Consider the following 17729-nt stretch of genomic DNA (forward strand, 5'->3'; position numbering starts at 1 on the left):
GCTGCTGTTCACTGGTTCCGCCCCTTCAGATTTCGAAACTGATCATTTTGGCCATGATCCCGGCCCCGATGCTCATCCAGATCAAGCCGCCGATCCCGGTAATGATCAGCCGCTGCTCATAGAAAAAGCCCGCAAGATAGCTGGGATTCATCGACCACACGACGCCAAAGACGAAGAAGGGCAAGGCGCCCACGATGTACGCCGATGCCTTGGCTTCAGACGACATCGCCCGGATCTTGAGCTTCATCTGGGCACGCTTGCGCAGCACATCCGACAAATTGGACAGCGTTTCGGCGAGGTTGCCGCCCGTCTCGCGCTGAATCTGGATGGTGATGCAAAAGAACTGAAACTCGGGCGTCCCCAGCATCACAGCTGATTCCTGCAATGCGGCTTCCATCGTGTTGCCGATACGGATGCGTTCCACAATGCCCTTGAATTCCTCGCCCACCGGACCAGGGAGCTCTTGGCTCACCACCTGAAAGGTTTCGGTGACCGGCAAGCCGGACCGCAGACCGCGCACGAGCAAGTCGATCGCATCGGGAAAGCGGGCGTTGAACTGGGCGACGCGCTTCTTGATCGCGCGCCCGACGATCAGATACGGCAGGCCAAGGCTCAACAGCAAGCCGATGAGACCGGCCATGGTGATCGGCGCGCGCATGGCCAGCATGCCGCCGGTAACGACGACAAAAAGGCCCATCGAGGCGAACATATATTGGGTGAGCGTCCATCCCTTGCCGGTGCGGCGAAGGCGCTTTTCCATCTCTTCGCGGCGCGGCATCAGGCTGGCCAGCGTTGCGTTGCCCTGGACACCCGACTGGATCGTCTTGCGCATCTGAGCCGCCACGACCGCCTCGGTCGAGGCGGCATGACGGTCCTTGACCATCGCCAGTCGGCGCGTCTTGGCTTTGCCGGCCGAAGGCCCGCCGAGCAGGACGACGAGCAGGGCAAAGGCCAGCACGGCCCCGGCGATGATAAGGATGACTGGCAGATTCATGTCAGCAGATGTCCGCTTCTATCGCTTTTGGTGGTGAAGGTCCCTCTGGCGGACCGTCATGCCGCCTGCTTCGCGCCCTTTTTCGTCATCAACCCGAGCTTGCCGAGCAACGAACCGCCCGACTTGCCCTTGGCCGTTGCGGCCTGCGCCTCTTCGGCCTCGACATCGGCGCCGTCGAGGATCAGGCGCATCAGATTACTCCACACCTGCGCGGCTTTGGTGCCCTTGCAAACTTCGGCATAGGATTTGCCAAGCTTCGCCGACTGGCAGACCAGTTTCGGGTCGAACGGGATCACCACGTCGATCTGGCGTTCGATCGAGGATTCAAATTCCTTGCGCGACAGTTCACCGACGGCGCTTTGGAACTTGTTGGCGACCAGCACGACGCGGGCGCCGGGCACATTCTGTTTGAACCAGGACAGCAGGCGAATGGTATCGCGCGCGGCGGCCAGCGTAACGTCGGTCACCAGCAGGATCGTTCCGGCCTCCGCCACCAGATGGGGGAAGGGGATCAGCACCTGGCGCGGAATGTCGACGATCGTCATTTCGAACGCGCCGCGCAATTCTTCTTCCAACTGGAAAAAGGCAGATCCGTCCGTCATTACCGGCTGATGGATCGGCGCCTCGGCCGACAGCAGGCTGAGCTTGTCCGACGCCCGCACCATGGCGCGTTCGATGAACAGGCCGTCGATGCGGCTCGGATTGTCGATCGCGTCGATCAGGCCGCGACCGGGTTCCAGGTCGAGCGTCAACGCGCCGGTACCGAAATGGACGTCAAGGTCGAGCAATGCCGTCTGGCGGCTCGCCTGTTCGCTCATCGCCCAAGCGAGCGAGGTCGAGACAAGCGAGGCGCCGACGCCGCCACGCACCCCGACCACCGCCATCATGTGATGCGGCTTGTCGTCCTGCATATCGGCATGTTTCGGCGCGGTCAGCATCGCCTGCGCCATGGTCAGCGATTCGCGAACCTGTTCCAGCGACAACGGTTTGAGCAGATAATCCTGGATACCGCTCGACAACAGGTCGCGGTACAGGCGCACATCATTGACCTGCCCCGCCGCAATCACGACGGTGCCGGGTTCGCAGACCTCGGCCAGCGCGTTGATGTCGTTGATAGGGTCACCCGATTCCGACATGTCGACGAACAGGATGTTCGGGCTGGCGGACACCGACAGCGACTGGACCGCGTTGCGCAGACCGCCCTTGTTACATTTCTCGATCGGCCAGCCCATGTCGTTGGCGGCGGCGCGGATCAGCTCAAGCGTATCGTCGTCGCACACGAAGGCGCTGAACGGGTCACGCAAGCCTGCGGATTTGAACGGCGCGTTCACTGGCCACCTCCTTCGTTGGTCTTTTCACCGCGCAGTTCGCCGGCCCCTGTTGGCGGCTTCTCACGGAAGGTCTTGATCGCGCGCGTCGCCATCGACGGATCGTTGCCGTCGCTGCGTGCGCCCTTGATCAGATCATTGGGGTCGGCGACCATCGCAGCGAGGTTGCTGTTCGTCGCGCAGCCATAGTTGGCCGACGTTGCATTGGCGGTGTTGATCGACGACTTGCTGGACCAATCGGGGCAGCCGGGGACGAAGGCCGACGCGCGGGTGATGATCACGCGCAAATGGCCCTGCGGCACTGCACCCGTGGTTACCGGCACAGCGTCGCTCACCAGCAGTCCGCGACGCGCGACCATCGACCGCACAGTCGCTTGCGCCGATGTGGCGCCATAGACCGAAGAGTCCTCGATCGAGATGCGGTCGCCGTAACGCACGCCCATCGCGTCGAACCAGCCTTGCAGTCGGCTCTGCTCGCTGGGTGCCAGCTCTCCGCTGGAAGCGGCGACGTCGAACTGATGGATGGCATTGCGCACGACCGGCTGATGCACCGAATCGAGGCTGCGGTTGCTGTAGGCGGTGCCGGTGCATCCCGCGAGCGATGCGCTCAGTGCCAGGACCGTCCAAGTTGCAATTTTTTTCATCACTTTGCTCCTGAAATCCTGGACATCACTTGATGCTGAAGCCGGGGGCGGCGTCGGCGCTGCTCCCGCGCGGGCGATCCGCGTCGCCGACGCTGGTGTCGAGCCGCGGCTTCGGACGATCGCCGCCCGTCACGCCGTCACCGGTCTGATTGAGCAGGATCCGCTGCAGATCGTTCGCGTCCTGATAGGCGTCGGTCGGCAGCTTGATGTCGTTCGCCGACACCGGCTGGACCAGATAGGGGGTCACCACGATGACCAATTCGGTCTCGCCACGCCGGAAGCTGTCCGATTTGAACAACATGCCGAGCAGCGGCACGTCGCCAAGACCGGGCATCTTGTCGATGGCGCCGATCGAACGGTTGTTCATCAGGCCGGCGATCATGAAGCTTTCACCCGACCCCAGTTCGACCGTCGTTTCGGCTCGGCGAACCGTCAGGGCCGGAACCTGGAAACCGTCGAGCTCGATGGCGCCTTCGGTCGAAAGCTCTGAAACTTCGGGGCGAACGCGCAGGCTGATACGACCGTTCGACAGCACCGTCGGCGTATAGGCCAGGCTGACACCATATTTGCGATACTCGATCGTCGTCCCGGCAAGATTGCCGGGGATCGGAACCGGGAATTCGCCGCCCGCCAGGAAGTCGGCGGTTTCGCCCGAGATCGCGGTCAGATTGGGCTGCGCCAAGGTGGCGACCAGCCCCGATCGTTCGCCGATATCGAGAGACGCCATCAGGTCGAGCCCGAACAGACGACCGGCGCCGGCCAGGCTGCGTCGACCCGACGGCTGGGTAAATTGATAGTTGGTGCCCAGCGTCGTGCGACCGTTGGTGAGCGGCAGGCCGGTGGTTGGGTCATAGGGACGAGGAACCGGGCTGCCCGGGAAGACGGCGGTCGGCGCAGGAATGTCGGTGATCGTGCCGGGGCTCCGACCGCCAAAGATCCCGCCAAGGAAACCGTTGCCCAGCGCACCGTCGGTGTCGCGGGTCAGCAGATTTCCGCTCATTTCCTTGACCAAAGTGCGGTTCACTTCGGCGATGCGGACCTGCAGATTGACCTGCAGCGGCGTTGCCGTGCGCAGACGCGACAACACTTTCGTACCCTCGCCGACAAACGCCTGAACCAGCATTTCGGCTTCGGCCGCGTCGTCGGGCGACTGGACGGTGCCGGTTAGCAGCACAAAGCCGTTCATCGTATTCGCCGAGATGCTCGCGTCGGGCATTGCCAACGACAGCATCTGATCGATCGTTTCGATATTGTTGCCGACGCGGGCGACGGTCGAGAACACAACGCGGCCGCTGGCATCGGTGGCATAAATGCTGGTTTCACCCGGCTTTTTGCCAAAGATGTAAAGCTGGCGCCCCGAACGGACCTGGACGTCGGCGACTTCGTCATTGGCGACGAAGATGTCGGTCATGGCAGCCGGAAGGCTGATCAGGCGGCCACGGCCCACCGACAGGTCGATGCTGCTGCTGGCGTTCTGGGTTGCCTGAGCCGCCACCGGCTGTACCGGCGCGGAAACCAGCGTCGCTGCGACCAGGCCAATGGCCAGGGTGCGGGCCATGGCCGCTGCCTTGAAATTGGGTTTGCTGTTCATCTTACTTACCCCCAACCGAAACTTCGGTCACTTTGTCACCGCGCGTCACGCGAACCACCGGTCCACTGCGCGCCGCCGGCCCATAATTGCCGCCTGAAGGTGCCGGCATTCCGGCTGCCTGCTGCTGCGGACGCGATCCGCCGCCGCCGACACGGCCGCTGACCGGGATCCAGAAGCGCGATACATCGCCGCCGGTTGTCGCGGTTTTCGCGGTAACCGGGCGGGCCTGGGCCTGCGCCAGCATGCGGCGTTCTGCTTCGCTGCCGCCCTTTGCTGGGACGCTGATGTCGCCCGAGGCGATCGCGGCTTCGAGTTCGCCGCTGCTTTCGGCCAGCGGACGCAGCGCGAGCGACAATTTGCCCATGCTCTGCGCGACCGCGATGCGTTCGGCGAGTTCCGGAGTGGCTTCCAGCGTAACCGAGCCAAAGGTGCGAACCGGCGTTTTGCCCGTTTCGTCTTCGGCATCGTAGCGCTGGTCGGTCGCAAGCACGCGGACGTTTCGCACGATCGTTTCCGCGGTGAAAATCTGATCGTCGGGATAGGCGCTGCCTTCCTTGACCTCGATCGTCTGCGCCAGCAGCACGTCGACGCGGTCCCCCGGAAAGACGAAGCCGGCGACGCCCTGTTCCTGGCTGACCTTGACCGTCACGGCGCGCATGCCGGGGCCAAGCGCCGCCGCAAGGAAGCCGCGATCGTCAGGATGGACCAGCGCGCCTTGGGTCAAGGGCTGGCCCGCGGTGATCGGATAGCGCACGACGGTGCCGACCAACGTGTTCACGTCGGTCTTTTCCTTCATGAAATACGCCTTTTCGACCAGCTCTTTCGGCCAGGGCTGGAAACGGAAGCTGTCGGGGCCGATGATCGTGCCGACCGGCAGCTGCCGCGTTGCGACCAGAATCATCGGACCGGTAATCTCCGGCGCCGCAGCGGCCCGAGCTTCCGGAGCCGAAGCCCCGCGCATCATCTGGTTGACCCCGAATGCCGCGCCGATCGCAATGACCAGCGCGCCAACGATCAGCATAATCTTTCGCGTATCCATGACGATTTTTCGCCTCCTAACACCAGCCAGACACGGCGGTGTTTGCCCTCAGGCTCAACCGATAGCCTGAAACTGGTTAAGATATTGTTGGTGAAGCGCCCAAAGCCCGGCGGCGGCGATCGCGACCCCATAGGGCACCTCGACCGGCGTTTCGGACCGACGAATTTTCATATGAATCAACATGACGGCGGACAGGATGCCGCCGCCCACGGCCATGACCGTGAGCATCGGCAGGAACAGCGGCAGCGGGATCCACAGCATCACCGCGCCGATCATCTTCACATCGCCGCCGCCCATCGCGCCGATCGCAAAGAGTCCGGCAAAAACCAGGAAGACCGCAAAGGCCGCACCGAACTGAACGGGCATGTCGGGCCACAGCGCGAGGCCGCTGGCAATCCAGAAAGGGATCGCGAGCAGGGCGATTGCCGCGTTGAGCTCGTTGGAAATTGTCCGCGATCGCAGGTCGCTGATCGCCGCAGCGATCATCAAAAGGCCTAATATGGCCATCAGGCCAAGGGAGATAGTGCCGCTGTCCATCGGCGGCCTCCTACGCAATATGGCTTACCAAACGGTAACCATGCACTGCCGACGGCGCGGCTTGCATTCCGTGGGCCAATGGATATGCGGCGGGGCATGACCGCCGCGCTGCCTTCTGCCATCGACGTGCTGATCGTCGGCGCGGGCATCGCGGGTGCCAGTCTGGCCGCGGCGCTCGCGCCGTGGCGCCGGGTGATGCTGATCGAGGCGGAAGATACGCCGGGTTACCACGCCACTGGCCGATCAGCGGCTTTCTGGCACGAAACCTATGGCGGGGCGCACGTTCAGCCGCTGTCCATCGCGTCCTTCGATACGCTAGCGCACCCGGCACCCGACTTTTCCGAACGCACCTTTCTTTCGCCGCGCTCGGCGCTCACCATCGGCCGTCGGTCCGAAGCGACGGCCGTCGATGCCTTTGCTGCCAAATTTGCGGCCAGGGGCGTCGATGTCGTGCGGATAGGCGCCACCGATATCGCGCGAAGCATCCCCGGCGTTCGCGCCGATTGGAGCGAAGCGGCCTATGAGGCGGCGTGCAGCGATATTGATGTTGGCGCGCTTCACGCTGCCTATCTGCGGGCGGCCAAGCGTGATGGAGCGCTTCTTGCGATCCGAGCACCGCTGGAATCGGCACGGCGGACCGCTGACGGCTGGGAGGTCCGGGTGGGGGGAGAGACCATCCATGCGGCGCTGATCGTCAATGCCGCGGGGGCTTGGGCGGACCGCGTTGCGACGGCGTGCGGGGTCGCGTCGGTCGGCATCCGTCCCTATCGCCGCACCGTTGTCCAGCTGCGGTTTGGGGTGGCTGTGCCTGCCGAACTGCCGCTGATCGTTCACGTCGGCGGCGATTTCTATTTCAAGGGCGAGAGCGAAGGGCGGGTGTGGCTCAGCCCGCATGATGAAACGCCGGTCGAGCCGCATGATGCGGCGCCCGAAGACGTCGATGTGGCGATCGCGATCGATCGCTTGCAGGCCGTCGTCGATTGGCCGGTTGCTGCCGTCGAACGCAAATGGGCGGGGCTGCGCAGCTTTGCGCCCGACCGTGTTCCGGTGTTCGGCGCCGATCCGCACCAGCCCGGTTTTATCTGGTGCGCGGGGCAGGGCGGCGTCGGGATCCAGACCTCGCCCGCGGTTGCGGCGCTGCTGGCGGCCGAGCTCGGGGCGCCGCCACCGGCAGGCATGATCGGGGACGTCGATCCGTTGCCTTTCGCGCCATCGCGCTTCGCCTGATATCAATCTGGCGGCTTGCGCGCCGCCTCCGTCTGCTTACCATAGGCTTGTCGCGTCACCGTGGCGCGCCAACGACCTGCGGAGGAACCGATGGCCCATTATTTCGAGATCAAGAAGAACAAGGCGGGCGAGCATGTCGCCTATTTCAAATATAACAGCGAAACGATTTTCTGGACCGAAGGCTATTCCAGCAAGGCGTCGGCGCTCAACGCCATCGAATCGATCAAGAAAAACGGACCGGGCGCGGAGATACGCGAAGCCGAATAGAGCGACGGCGCGGGCGTTCAGCGCGCCCGCGCAACCTCCAGCGCGGCGTCGCTGGCGAGCTGATCAGCGATTTCATTGTCGCCATGCCCGGCGTGGCCCTTGACCCACAGCCATTCGATGTCGTGCCGCTTGGCTTCGGCCAGCAAGCGCTGCCATAGGTCGGCATTGGCCACGGGCTTTTTGGCAGCGGTTTTCCAGCCGTTTTTCTGCCAGCCATAGATCCATTTGGTGATGCCGTCGCGCACATAGACGCTGTCGGTCGACAGTTCGACTTTGCAGCGTCGTTTGAGCGCCGCCAGCGCCTCGATCGCGGCAAGCAGCTCCATGCGATTGTTCGTGGTATCGGGCTCGCCGCCCGATAGCTTTTTGACCACATCGCCCCAGCGCAAAACCGCGCCCCAGCCGCCCGGACCGGGATTGCCCTTGCACGCACCATCGGTGGCGACGATCACCGTCTTTGTCCGTTCGTCGCTCATGCGGCGGCAAACAGGCTGGCAGCATCGGCGGCGCGATAGCGCAGCAGGCGGGCGAGGAAGGGTGAGGGATCCTTGCGGGTAACCAGCGCGTCCTCTGGCGTATGCACCCAGTCGTGCGCGCGCGTCAGCAGGAACCGCAGCGCGGCGCCGCGCGCCAGCGTCGGCAATGCGGCACGCTCGGCGTCGGTCAAGACAATTTCGCGCGCGTAGCCGCGCATCAGCGCCCCCGCGAGCGCGGGGTCGCACGTCCGGCCGTCGGCGGAAAAGGTCCATGCCGCATGGGTGATCACCAGATCATAGGCGCGAAAGTCGGTGGCGGCGAAATAGAAGTCGATCAGCCCCGTCACCCGGTCGCCGAGCATCAGGACATTGTCGGGAAACAGGTCGGCGTGAATGACATGGGCAGGCAGGTCGGCGGGCCAATGCGCCTCCACGAAGGTGAGTTCCGCATCGACGATCGCCTGCAAGCCCTGGCGTACTGCGTCGAGATTTCCTGTCGCGTCGGCGACACCGCGCCAATGTCGTTGGCCCATGCTGTTGTCGCGAGCGCCGTCATATCCGGCGAGCGCGCGGTGCATCGCGCCGAGTGCGGCGCCCGCCGCCTCGCACTGTGCCGCGCTGGGATGCGTGAGCGATATGCCCGACAAAAACTGGATAATGCATGCGGAACGGCCCGAAATCTGCTGGACGGCGACGCCGCTGCGATCGCGGATCATTGCCGGCACTGGCGAGCCGCTGGTTGCTAGATGGTCGAGCAGGTCGACAAAGAACGGCAGGTCGCCCGCGCTGACGCGCTTTTCGTAAAGCGTCAGGATGAACCGGCCCGCGGTCGTTTCGAGCAGGAAATTGCTGTTTTCGACCCCCTCGGCAATGCCCTTGCACGACAGGACGCTGCCAATGTCATAGCGCGCGACCAGCGCAGCCAGGTCGGCTGGATCGACATGTGTATAGACCGCCATCAGGCGGCTGCCGGTTCGAGCCCGCGCGGCAGCTTGAACACCATATTCTCTTCGGCGGTGACGACGACATCTTCGACGATGCGTCGGTGCGCCGCAACGGCATCGATCACTTCGCGGACCAGCGTTTCGGGCGCGCTGGCGCCCGCGGTGATGCCCAGTGTCGCGATATCGGTGAGCCAAGTGGGATCGACATCGCCGCCGCGCTGCACCAGATGCGCCGGGGTGCCCATGCGCTCGGCCACTTCGACCAGGCGCAGGCTGTTCGAGCTGTTCGGCGCGCCAATCACGATCATGCGGTCGCAATCACCGGCAATTGCCTTGACCGCATCCTGCCGGTTCGAGGTGGCGTAACAAATATCTTCGCCGCGCGGCCCCGAAATGGCCGGGAAACGGTGCTGCAAGGCGGCAATGATGTCGCGGGTGTCGTCCACCGACAGCGTGGTCTGGGTCAAAAATGCCAGCCTGTCGTGGTCGGGCGGTGTCAGCGCGGCGACATCATCGACCGATTCGACCAAAGTCATCGCACCATCGGGCAATTGGCCCAGCGTGCCGATGACCTCGGGATGGCCGGCGTGGCCGACAAAGACGATGTGGCGTCCCGCTTCATGCGCGCGCTCAGCCTGCCGATGGACTTTCGATACCAAGGGGCAGGTCGCATCGATGTAATCGAGCCCGCGCATTTCCGCCTTCGCGGGGACCGCTTTGGGGACGCCATGGGCGCTGAAAACGACCGGCACTCCATCGGGAACCTGATCGAGCGATTCGACAAAAATGGCGCCTTGCGCCTTCAGCGTGTCGACGACGTAGCGGTTGTGAACGATTTCGTGCCGGACATAGACCGGTGCGCCAAAACGCTCGAGCGCGAGTTCGACGATGCGGATGGCGCGATCGACGCCAGCGCAAAAGCCGCGCGGCGCGGCGATCAAAACCCTGAGTTCTGCGGTTTCGTCGCCGTTCGGGCGCGGTGTCGGATGTGGAGCGTTCATGATGGAGGCGCTCTAGCGCAGCAGGCCATATAGCGTAAAGCGGCTTCACACCGTTGCGCCGCGTTCATCGCACCGATAAGAAGCGGCGCGCATGAAGCGGGATCAACCGTCCCGACTGACTTGAACTGGTTAGTGCGCCTGTTTGGAAAGCCCGATTATCATGATCTCCATTTCGTTCCCGTCGCGTAAACTTCTGACCGTGCTGTGTGGCACGGCGGCCATGGCGACGGTCGCGGGCTGTGCGAAGGACAATGACATCGACGTGTCGGGCGGCGTCGGCATCACCGCCACGCGCAGCGCGTGCCCTGCGGTCGCTGTCCCGCTGCACACCGGCGACATCACGCTGTTCGACCCGGCGACCAGCCGCGATGCGAGCGCGATCGACGTGGTCGCCGCGATCACCAATGTGACGCCAGTATGCAACGACGCGAGCGAAAAGGTCTATCAACTTGCCAGTTTCGACGTCATCGCCACGCGCCGCGATGCCGGTCCGGCGCGTTCGGTAACCCTGCCTTATTACGGCACCGTGTTGCAGGGCGGCACGGCGGTCGTTGCCAAGCGTCTCGGCAATGTCGTGGTGACTTTTCCCGAGGGACAGACCCGCGGCACGGGCCGCGGGCAGGCGTCGGCTTATGTCGACCGCGCTGCCGCGACGCTCCCCGCCGATATTCAGGAACGCATCACGCGCCGCCGCAAGGCAGGCGACCAGGATGCCGCGATCGATCCGCTGAGCCAGCCCGAGGTGCGCGCCGCGGTACAGCGTGCCAGCTTTGAACTGCTCATCGGTTTCCAGCTGACGCAGGAACAGCTCGAATATAACGTCCGACGATAGTTTCGCGGCGGCGCTTCGGCGTCGTTCGCAACCGTTTGCCCTGCGCGCCGTTCCGGTGACGCAGGGCTTTTCGCGTGCGCCAAGCTGCGATAGGGCGCGCCAGACTTTCTCCGATCGAAGATAGGCCAAACCCCGTGACCCTGTTCAGCCGTTTTTCCGACCATATCGGCGCCGCGCTCGATACGCTCGCCGCCAAAGGCGCCTTGCCTGCCGGGCTCGACCGCGCCGCGATCAGCGTCGAGCCGCCGCGCGATCCGGCGCACGGCGATGTTGCCACGAACGCGGCGATGGTGCTCGCCAAGCCCGCGGGCATGAACCCGCGCGCGCTCGCCGAGCTGCTGGTCGCCGAGCTCGCGGCGCTCGACGATGTGACCGAGGCAAGTGTCGCTGGTCCGGGGTTCATCAATCTGCGCCTTGCCGATGGCAGCTGGCGTGACGAACTGGCGCTGATCCACAGCGAAGCGGCCGATTATGGCCGGTCGGCGATGGGACAGGGGCGGCGCGTCAATGTCGAATATGTGTCGGCGAACCCGACCGGCCCGATGCACGTCGGCCATTGCCGCGGCGCGGTCGTAGGCGACGCGCTCGCGGCGCTGCTCGAATTTGCGGGGCACGATGTCGTGCGCGAATATTATGTCAATGACGCGGGGGCGCAGGTCGATGTTCTCGCGCGGTCGGTGCATATGCGGTACCGTGAGGCGCTCGGCGAGAATATTGGCGCGATCCCCGAAGGCCTCTACCCCGGCGATTATCTGATCCCGGTCGCGGGTAAGCTGGCGACCGAATATGGCGACCGTTTTGTCGCGGCGCCCGAAAGCGGCTGGCTTGGCCTGTTCCGCGCCGAGGCGGTCAGCGCGATGATGGACATGATCCGCGCCGACCTCGCCAAGTTGGGCATCCACCACGACCTGTTTTCGTCCGAAGCCGAATTGCAGGCTGCGGGCAAGCCCGCCGACGCCGAAAAATGGCTGCGCGATCACGACCTCGTCTATGACGGCGTGCTCGAAGCGCCGAAGGGCGAAACGCCAGAGGATTGGGAACCGGTCGAGCTGCCGCTGTTTCGCTCGACCCAATTCGGCGACGATCAGGACCGCCCGATCAAGAAATCGGACGGCAGCTGGACCTATTTCGGCGCCGACCTTGCCTATCATTTCCAGAAAGCCGAGCAGGCCGACGAGCTGATCGACATCTGGGGCGCCGACCATGCCGGCACGGTCAAGCGGATCAAGGCGGCGGTCGCCGCGCTGACCGACGGCAAGAAGAAATTCGACGTCAAACTGGTCCAGATGGTTCGCCTGCTCAAAAATGGCGAACCATTCAAAATGTCGAAGCGCGCGGGCAATTTCGTCACGCTCGCCGACATTGTCGATGAGGTTGGCAAGGACGCCGTGCGCTTCACCATGCTGACGCGCAAAGCCGACGCGCAGATGGATTTCGATTTCGCCAAGGTGGTCGAGGCCTCGCGCGACAATCCGGTCTTTTATGTCCAATATGCCCATGCGCGCATCGCGTCGCTCAAGCGCAAGCTCGCCGAGGCAGGGGTGGCATCCGCTGCCCCGCACGCGGCGCGTCTGAACGACTATGAACTCGGCCTCGTCAAGCTGCTGGCGCAATTCCCGCGTATCGTCGAGGCGGCGGCATTGGCGCGTGAGCCGCATCGGATCGCTTTCTACCTCGGCGACGTTGCGGCGGCGTTCCACGCTTGGTGGAACCTTGGTAACGATCGTCCCGACGCCCGTGTCATTTTGGCAAATGACCCCGAATTGACGGCGACGCGCCTTTATTTGGCCGATGGAATCGGGCAGGTTATCCGAAACGGGCTGCACCTGATGGGGGTAGAGGCGCTCGAGGAGATGAATTGATGGCCGAGGACAAGAACGCCGAGCAGGGCGAAGCGGGGTTGGGGCTGGAAAGCGAAGACCGGCTGCCGTGGCTGGAAGCCGCCGACGGGGTTGAAGAAGATGGCGAAGTTTCGCCCGCGCGCCTGCTGGTGATGGTGCTGGGCGGATTGCTGCTAATCGGCGCGGTGCTCGGCGGCCTGTGGTGGGTCCAGAATGGCGGCGCGCGCGGCAAAGGCGAACTGATCGCGGCGCAGGACGGCAATTACAAGGTCGCGCCGAAGAACGATGGCGCGAAGACCTTTGAAGGCGAGGGCGATGCGAGCTTCTCGGCCAGCGAAGGCGCTGAGCCCGCGGGCAAGGTCGATCCGACGCGGATGCCCGAAGAACCCGCCGTCACGCCGCAGGAGCGCGAAGCGGCAAAGGCAGCGGCGGCCAAGGCTGCTGCGGACAAGGCGGCGATGGCGAAAGCCAAGCCCGCGCCGACGACCGTCAAGTCCGAGCCGAAGGTCGCTGCGGCCTCCGCCAAGGCTCCCGCCGCGACAGCGAAAGCCGCGCCGCCGACGGCCGCTGCGGGATCGGCGATGATCCAGCTCGGCGCGTTCAGCAGCGATGCCGCCGCGGCGAAGGCATGGACGAACCTGTCGAAGCGCTTTGCCTATCTGGCCGATCTCAACAAATCGGTGTCACCGGCCAAAGTTGGCGATGGTACGGTCTATCGCCTGCGGGTTGCGGCCGGAACGGCAGCTAACGCCGCGAATTTGTGCGGAAAATTGCGCGTCGCAGGCGAAAATTGCGTCGTCGTTCGCTGATTTGGCCCGTCTGGTCGCAGACTCCGTTGGTACAATCGCGCCGCTATGGCATGTTGCATGGCGTGGCGGCTGCGTGAGGGGGCGGCGGCCAAGGGAGTTTGAGATACGATGATACCCGCCATTTTCGGCCTGTCGGGACTGACCCTCACCGACGACGAGCGCGCCTTTTTTCGCGATAGCGACCCCGCGGGCTATATCCTGTTCGGACGCAATATCGAAAATCGCGAGCAGCTGCGGCGGTTGACCGACGAATTGCGCGCGCTTGACGGGCGGAGCAACGTGCCGATCCTGATCGATCAAGAGGGCGGCCGCGTCGCGCGGATGAAATCGCCCGAATGGCCGCTATTCCCAAGCGGCGCAACCTTTGACGCGCTCTATGATCGCGCCCCGGCGAGCGCGATCGAGGCGGCACGGTTGAATGCGATGGCGCTCGCCGCGATGCTGGCCGAGGTCGGCATTAACGTCGATTGCCTGCCGCTACTCGACGTGCGTCAGCCGGGCGCCAGCGATATTATCGGCGACCGCGCGCTGGGCAGCGAACCGATGCGCGTCGCCGCGCTCGGCCGCGCGATCCTTGGCGGACTGCAGGACGGCGGCGTGCTCGGGGTCGTCAAACATATTCCCGGCCACGGACGCGCGCTGCTCGACACGCACGAGGCGCTGCCCGTCGTGACTGCGTCGGACCGCGATCTGCAAACCGATCTCGCGCCGTTCGCGGCGCTCCGCGACGCGGCGATGGCGATGACGTGCCATGTTATTTTCGACGCCTGGGACCCGGATCGACCCGCAACGCTGTCGCCGATCGTCATCGACAGCGTGATCCGCCAGCGTATCGGTTTTCACGGCCTGCTGATGTCCGATGATCTGGATATGAAGGCCTTGTCGGGCGACGTGCCCTCGCGCGCCGCCGATGCCGTGGCCGCAGGGTGCGACATTGCGCTCAATTGCTGGGGCAAGATGGACGACATGATTGGTATCGCCAACCGGCTCGACCCGATCAGCACCGTCGCGCGCGCGCGGCTGGAAGGCGCGATGGACCGTATCGCGGGAGCCGGCGACGACCGCGCCTTTGCCACGCTGGTCGATCAGCGCGACGCGCTGCTCGCGGTCGCCTGAGCGGTCGATGGACGAGCTGGCGCTCGAATTCGATATTGCGCCAGCGGCGCCCGAGCGCGACGATGCCCTGCAACTGACGCTTGAAAGCTGGGAGGGGCCGCTCGACCTGCTGCTTGCTCTTGCGCGGAGTCAGAAGGTTGACCTCAAACAGATTTCGATCCTCGCGCTCGTCGAGCAATATCTGGCGTTCATCGCCGAGGCGCGCGAGCTGAAGCTGGAGGTCGCCGCCGATTATCTGGTGATGGCAGCGTGGCTCGCCTATCTCAAATCGGCGCTTCTGCTGCCCAAGGATCCGCTCGAGGAGCCGTCGCCCGACGAACTTGCGCTGCGCCTGCAACTGCGGCTGCAGCGGCTGGCAGCCATGCGCGAGGCGGCGGCGCGGCTGCTCGCGCGCGATCGCATTGGGCGCGACGTGTTTCTGCGGACCAAACCCGAAGGACTTCGCGACGTCCGGGTACGGCGCTGGGACGCCAGCCTGTACGATCTGCTGGCCGCCTATGGTCAGGTCAAGCTGCGCAGCGAACCCGTCGTCCACATGGTGTCGCGGCGCCCGGTGGTGACACTCGATGCGGCGCTTCACCATTTGCAACGGATGATCGGGGTCAAGCTCGACTGGGCCGAACTCGCCGACTTCCTGCCGCCCGACTATGATGGGCCGCTGCGCCGCTCGGCGATTGCATCGAGTTTTGTCGCAGCGCTGGAACTGGCGCGGCAGGGGCGCGTCGACCTGAAACAGGCCGGGGCGTTCGAACCACTCTATCTGAAAGCCGCGCAGACGGGACAAGCTACCGCATGATTGACGATCTGGAACGCGCCATCGAAGCGATGCTGTTTGCGAGCGATGCGCCGCTCGACCCGCGCCAGCTCGCCGCGCGGCTGGGCGATGAAATGACGCCGGGGCAGGTGCGAGCGATCATCGAGGCGATCGCCGCGCGCCACGCGGGCAGCGGCATCGAACTGGTCGAACGCGGCGGTCATTGGCATTTTCAGACCCCCGCCGATCTGGCGCATCTGCTCCGCCGCGAGCGCGACGATCCGCGCAAGCTGTCGCGCGCCGCCGCCGAAGTGCTGGCGATCGTCGCCTATCACGAGCCGGTCAGCCGCGCCGAGATCGAGGCCATCCGCGGCGTCCAGACCTCGAAAGGAACGGTGGATGTGCTGATGGAGGCCGAATGGATTGCCCCCGCAGGGCGGCGCGAGGTGCCGGGGCGGCCGCTCATCTACAAGACGACCGACGCATTTTTGCAGCATTTCGGACTTAGCAGCCGCAAGGATCTGCCGGGCATCGACGATCTGCGCGCGGCGGGTTTGCTCGACCCGGTTGATCTCGCTTTTGACGATGCGATGAGCGAGCTAGACCTAGTAAAAGACGGCGAAGAAGCTTAGATGAGCGCCGCAAGGAGAATTTGATATGGGTAGCTTCAGCATCTGGCATTGGCTGGTCGTCGGCATCCTCGTGCTGCTGCTGTTCGGTAAGGGCCGGTTTTCCGATATGATGGGCGATGTCGCCAAGGGTATCAAAAGCTTTAAAAAGGGCATGGCGGACGACGAGGAAGCGCCCGGCACGCCGAAGCATATCGAAGGCCAGCGCGCGCCCGACAGCGCCCCGGTCTCCACGCCGACGGGCGAGCGCGACAAGCTCTGAACCTTTTCGGCGCGCGGGAAAATTAGGTCATGTTCGACGTCGCGCCTACCGAGCTCCTGCTCGTCATCGTGGTTGCGCTGGTGGTCATCGGTCCCAAGGATTTGCCCAAGGCGATGCGCTTTGTGGGCAAGTGGATGGGCAAGGCGCGCGGGATGGCGCGCCACTTTCGATCCGGACTCGACACGATGATGCGCGAGGCTGAGCTTGAAGAGCTCGAGAAGCAGTGGCGCGCGCAAAATGACGCGATCATGCGCGAATTTCCGCGCATCGATGATGCAAACGCTCCAGCGCGATCCCCAACGTCGGCACCGGACACGAGCGCCCCGGCTGGCACGTCGGGACCGCCGAGTGACGCCGATGTCGATCAGGCGGCCGCTGCGACACCGCCCGAAACGCACGCCGTGCCTCCGCGTGATGGGCCGCTGCCATGACCGCCGAACCCGTTTCCGTTGCGAGTGAAGAGGATGGCGCGGGCGGCAAGATGCCGCTGCTCGACCATCTGATCGAATTGCGCTCGCGGCTTCTGAAATCACTGGTCGCCATTGGCCTCGCCTTTGGCGTCTGCCTCTATTTTGCCGAGCCGATCTTCAGCATCCTCGTCCAGCCGCTTGTTGCCGCGGGGCAGGGCAAGATCATCTACACCCAGTTGTTCGAGGCGTTCTTTGTCCAGATCAAGGTCGCACTGTTCGCGGCGATGATGATCGCCTTTCCGGTGATCGCGAACCAGTTGTGGAAATTCGTCGCGCCGGGCCTCTATCGTCAGGAAAAGCGGGCGCTGCTGCCCTTTATTCTGGCGACGCCCGTCCTGTTCACGGCGGGGGCGTGCCTTGCCTATTTTGTCACCATTCCCGTCGCGTTGAAATTCCTGCTCGGTTATCAGGGCGATATGGGCGGTATCCAGCAGGAAGCGCTGCCGTCGGTCGCCAATTATCTGAGCTTCATCATGCAGTTCATCATGGCGTTTGGTATCGCCTTCCTGCTGCCGATTTTCCTGATGCTGATCGAACGATCGGGGCTCGTCACGCGCGCGCAGCTGGTGTCGGCGCGCCGCTACATGATCGTCGCAGCCTTCGCGATCGCGGCGGTTGCGACACCGCCCGATATTCTCAGCCAGTTCCTGCTCGCGGTCCCGCTGATCCTGCTTTACGAGCTGTCGATCTTTGCCATCTGGTTTACCCAGCGCCGACGCAAAACAGGCGCCGAAGCGGCGCCTGTCGAGCCTCTCGAAGAGGCTTAGGGTAAGCTCTACTCGCCCGATCAGTTGATCGCGTCGCTGCCAGCCTGACCGACAGATTCGATGTCGCGGCCTGCACCCTTCACCGTGTTGCAACCGGTGACGACGACGCTGGCCACGATGGCGAGAATGATTGCTCGAAAACTGGTCATGGAATCCAACCTCTCTGAACTCGATGCAAAATGGCCCGGCGCGCTTCGAGGG

Annotated in this window: 21 protein-coding genes; 11 read left to right on the forward strand and 10 right to left on the reverse strand. The window is 64.2% G+C overall.

The genetic code is table 11. The features are described from left to right. Positions 1-25 precede the first annotated feature (25 nt). From FFS18_RS12920 to FFS18_RS12945, 6 genes are read right to left on the reverse strand one after another with little or no spacing between them, the layout of a single operon-like run. Positions 26-994, reverse strand: a complete 969-nt coding sequence (locus FFS18_RS12920) for a type II secretion system F family protein (RefSeq protein ID WP_137871133.1) — start codon at positions 992-994, stop codon at positions 26-28. A 56-nt stretch (positions 995-1050) separates the two neighbouring features. Continuing rightward, positions 1051-2325 carry a pilus assembly protein CpaE gene (locus tag FFS18_RS12925; RefSeq protein WP_137871134.1) on the reverse strand — a complete coding sequence of 425 codons (1275 nt, stop codon included), beginning with the start codon at positions 2323-2325 and terminating at the stop codon, positions 1051-1053. After that, positions 2322-2966, reverse strand: coding sequence for a CpaD family pilus assembly protein (locus FFS18_RS12930; protein ID WP_137871135.1), 645 nt, complete (start codon positions 2964-2966; stop codon positions 2322-2324). The genes FFS18_RS12925 and FFS18_RS12930 overlap by 4 nt, the downstream gene beginning before the upstream one ends. A 25-nt stretch (positions 2967-2991) precedes the next feature. Continuing rightward, entirely contained in the window at positions 2992-4557 is a 1566-nt protein-coding gene (locus tag FFS18_RS12935; RefSeq protein WP_137871136.1) for a type II and III secretion system protein family protein, read from the reverse strand. 1 nt (position 4558) lies between these two features. Beyond that, the gene (gene cpaB / locus FFS18_RS12940) at positions 4559-5596 is read right to left on the reverse strand and encodes a Flp pilus assembly protein CpaB (RefSeq protein WP_137871137.1); all 1038 of its coding nucleotides are present in this window, start codon (positions 5594-5596) and stop codon (positions 4559-4561) included. Positions 5597-5650: 54 nt separating this feature from the next. Next, the gene (locus tag FFS18_RS12945) at positions 5651-6133 is read right to left on the reverse strand and encodes an A24 family peptidase (RefSeq protein WP_120216578.1); all 483 of its coding nucleotides are present in this window, start codon (positions 6131-6133) and stop codon (positions 5651-5653) included. A gap of 96 nt (positions 6134-6229) precedes the next feature. On the opposite strand from FFS18_RS12945, the gene FFS18_RS12950 reads away from it, so the two are divergent. After that, positions 6230-7360 (forward strand): NAD(P)/FAD-dependent oxidoreductase, encoded by a 1131-nt coding sequence (locus FFS18_RS12950; RefSeq protein WP_137871138.1) that lies wholly within the window; start codon positions 6230-6232, stop codon positions 7358-7360. 90 nt (positions 7361-7450) lie between these two features. After that, the gene (locus FFS18_RS12955; protein ID WP_120216577.1) at positions 7451-7627 is read left to right on the forward strand and encodes a YegP family protein; all 177 of its coding nucleotides are present in this window, start codon (positions 7451-7453) and stop codon (positions 7625-7627) included. A gap of 17 nt (positions 7628-7644) precedes the next feature. On the opposite strand, the gene rnhA is transcribed toward FFS18_RS12955, so the two are convergent. From rnhA to ispH, 3 genes are read right to left on the reverse strand one after another with little or no spacing between them, the layout of a single operon-like run. Continuing rightward, positions 7645-8103 carry a ribonuclease HI gene (rnhA, locus tag FFS18_RS12960; protein ID WP_120216576.1) on the reverse strand — a complete coding sequence of 153 codons (459 nt, stop codon included), beginning with the start codon at positions 8101-8103 and terminating at the stop codon, positions 7645-7647. Next, positions 8100-9062 (reverse strand): homoserine kinase, encoded by a 963-nt coding sequence (thrB, locus tag FFS18_RS12965; RefSeq protein ID WP_137871139.1) that lies wholly within the window; start codon positions 9060-9062, stop codon positions 8100-8102. Before thrB ends, rnhA begins: the two co-directional genes overlap by 4 nt. After that, complete coding sequence (gene ispH, locus FFS18_RS12970; protein WP_137871140.1) at positions 9062-10048, reverse strand: 4-hydroxy-3-methylbut-2-enyl diphosphate reductase; 987 nt, start codon at positions 10046-10048, stop codon at positions 9062-9064. The genes thrB and ispH overlap by 1 nt, the downstream gene beginning before the upstream one ends. 160 nt (positions 10049-10208) lie before the next feature. Here ispH and FFS18_RS12975 point away from each other — a divergent pair, with 160 nt between their 5' ends. From FFS18_RS12975 to tatC, 9 genes are all read left to right on the forward strand, one after another. Continuing rightward, the gene (locus FFS18_RS12975) at positions 10209-10880 is read left to right on the forward strand and encodes a hypothetical protein (protein WP_137871141.1); all 672 of its coding nucleotides are present in this window, start codon (positions 10209-10211) and stop codon (positions 10878-10880) included. A 134-nt stretch (positions 10881-11014) separates the two neighbouring features. Further along, positions 11015-12742 (forward strand): arginine--tRNA ligase, encoded by a 1728-nt coding sequence (argS, locus tag FFS18_RS12980; protein WP_137871142.1) that lies wholly within the window; start codon positions 11015-11017, stop codon positions 12740-12742. Next, positions 12742-13530 carry an SPOR domain-containing protein gene (locus FFS18_RS12985; RefSeq protein ID WP_137871143.1) on the forward strand — a complete coding sequence of 263 codons (789 nt, stop codon included), beginning with the start codon at positions 12742-12744 and terminating at the stop codon, positions 13528-13530. The genes argS and FFS18_RS12985 overlap by 1 nt, the downstream gene beginning before the upstream one ends. A gap of 108 nt (positions 13531-13638) precedes the next feature. Beyond that, positions 13639-14646, forward strand: a complete 1008-nt coding sequence (gene nagZ, locus FFS18_RS12990) for a beta-N-acetylhexosaminidase (RefSeq protein WP_137871144.1) — start codon at positions 13639-13641, stop codon at positions 14644-14646. A gap of 7 nt (positions 14647-14653) precedes the next feature. After that, positions 14654-15442, forward strand: coding sequence for a segregation and condensation protein A (locus FFS18_RS12995; RefSeq protein WP_137871153.1), 789 nt, complete (start codon positions 14654-14656; stop codon positions 15440-15442). After that, on the forward strand, positions 15439-16032 hold the full coding sequence (gene scpB, locus FFS18_RS13000) for an SMC-Scp complex subunit ScpB (RefSeq protein ID WP_137871145.1): 594 nt from the start codon (positions 15439-15441) through the stop codon (positions 16030-16032). Before FFS18_RS12995 ends, scpB begins: the two co-directional genes overlap by 4 nt. Positions 16033-16057: 25 nt before the next feature. Further along, positions 16058-16291, forward strand: coding sequence for a twin-arginine translocase TatA/TatE family subunit (locus FFS18_RS13005; protein ID WP_120216567.1), 234 nt, complete (start codon positions 16058-16060; stop codon positions 16289-16291). Positions 16292-16320: 29 nt separating this feature from the next. Then, positions 16321-16722 carry a Sec-independent protein translocase protein TatB gene (tatB, locus tag FFS18_RS13010; RefSeq protein ID WP_120216566.1) on the forward strand — a complete coding sequence of 134 codons (402 nt, stop codon included), beginning with the start codon at positions 16321-16323 and terminating at the stop codon, positions 16720-16722. Further along, complete coding sequence (gene tatC, locus FFS18_RS13015) at positions 16719-17528, forward strand: twin-arginine translocase subunit TatC (protein WP_120216565.1); 810 nt, start codon at positions 16719-16721, stop codon at positions 17526-17528. The genes tatB and tatC overlap by 4 nt, the downstream gene beginning before the upstream one ends. A gap of 20 nt (positions 17529-17548) precedes the next feature. Here tatC and FFS18_RS13020 read toward each other — a convergent pair whose 3' ends face one another. Continuing rightward, on the reverse strand, positions 17549-17677 hold the full coding sequence (locus tag FFS18_RS13020; RefSeq protein WP_120216564.1) for an entericidin A/B family lipoprotein: 129 nt from the start codon (positions 17675-17677) through the stop codon (positions 17549-17551). Positions 17678-17729 lie beyond the last annotated feature (52 nt).

This window comes from Sphingopyxis sp. 2PD, from assembly GCF_005503695.1.
Taxonomy (GTDB): Bacteria; Pseudomonadota; Alphaproteobacteria; order Sphingomonadales; family Sphingomonadaceae; genus Sphingopyxis.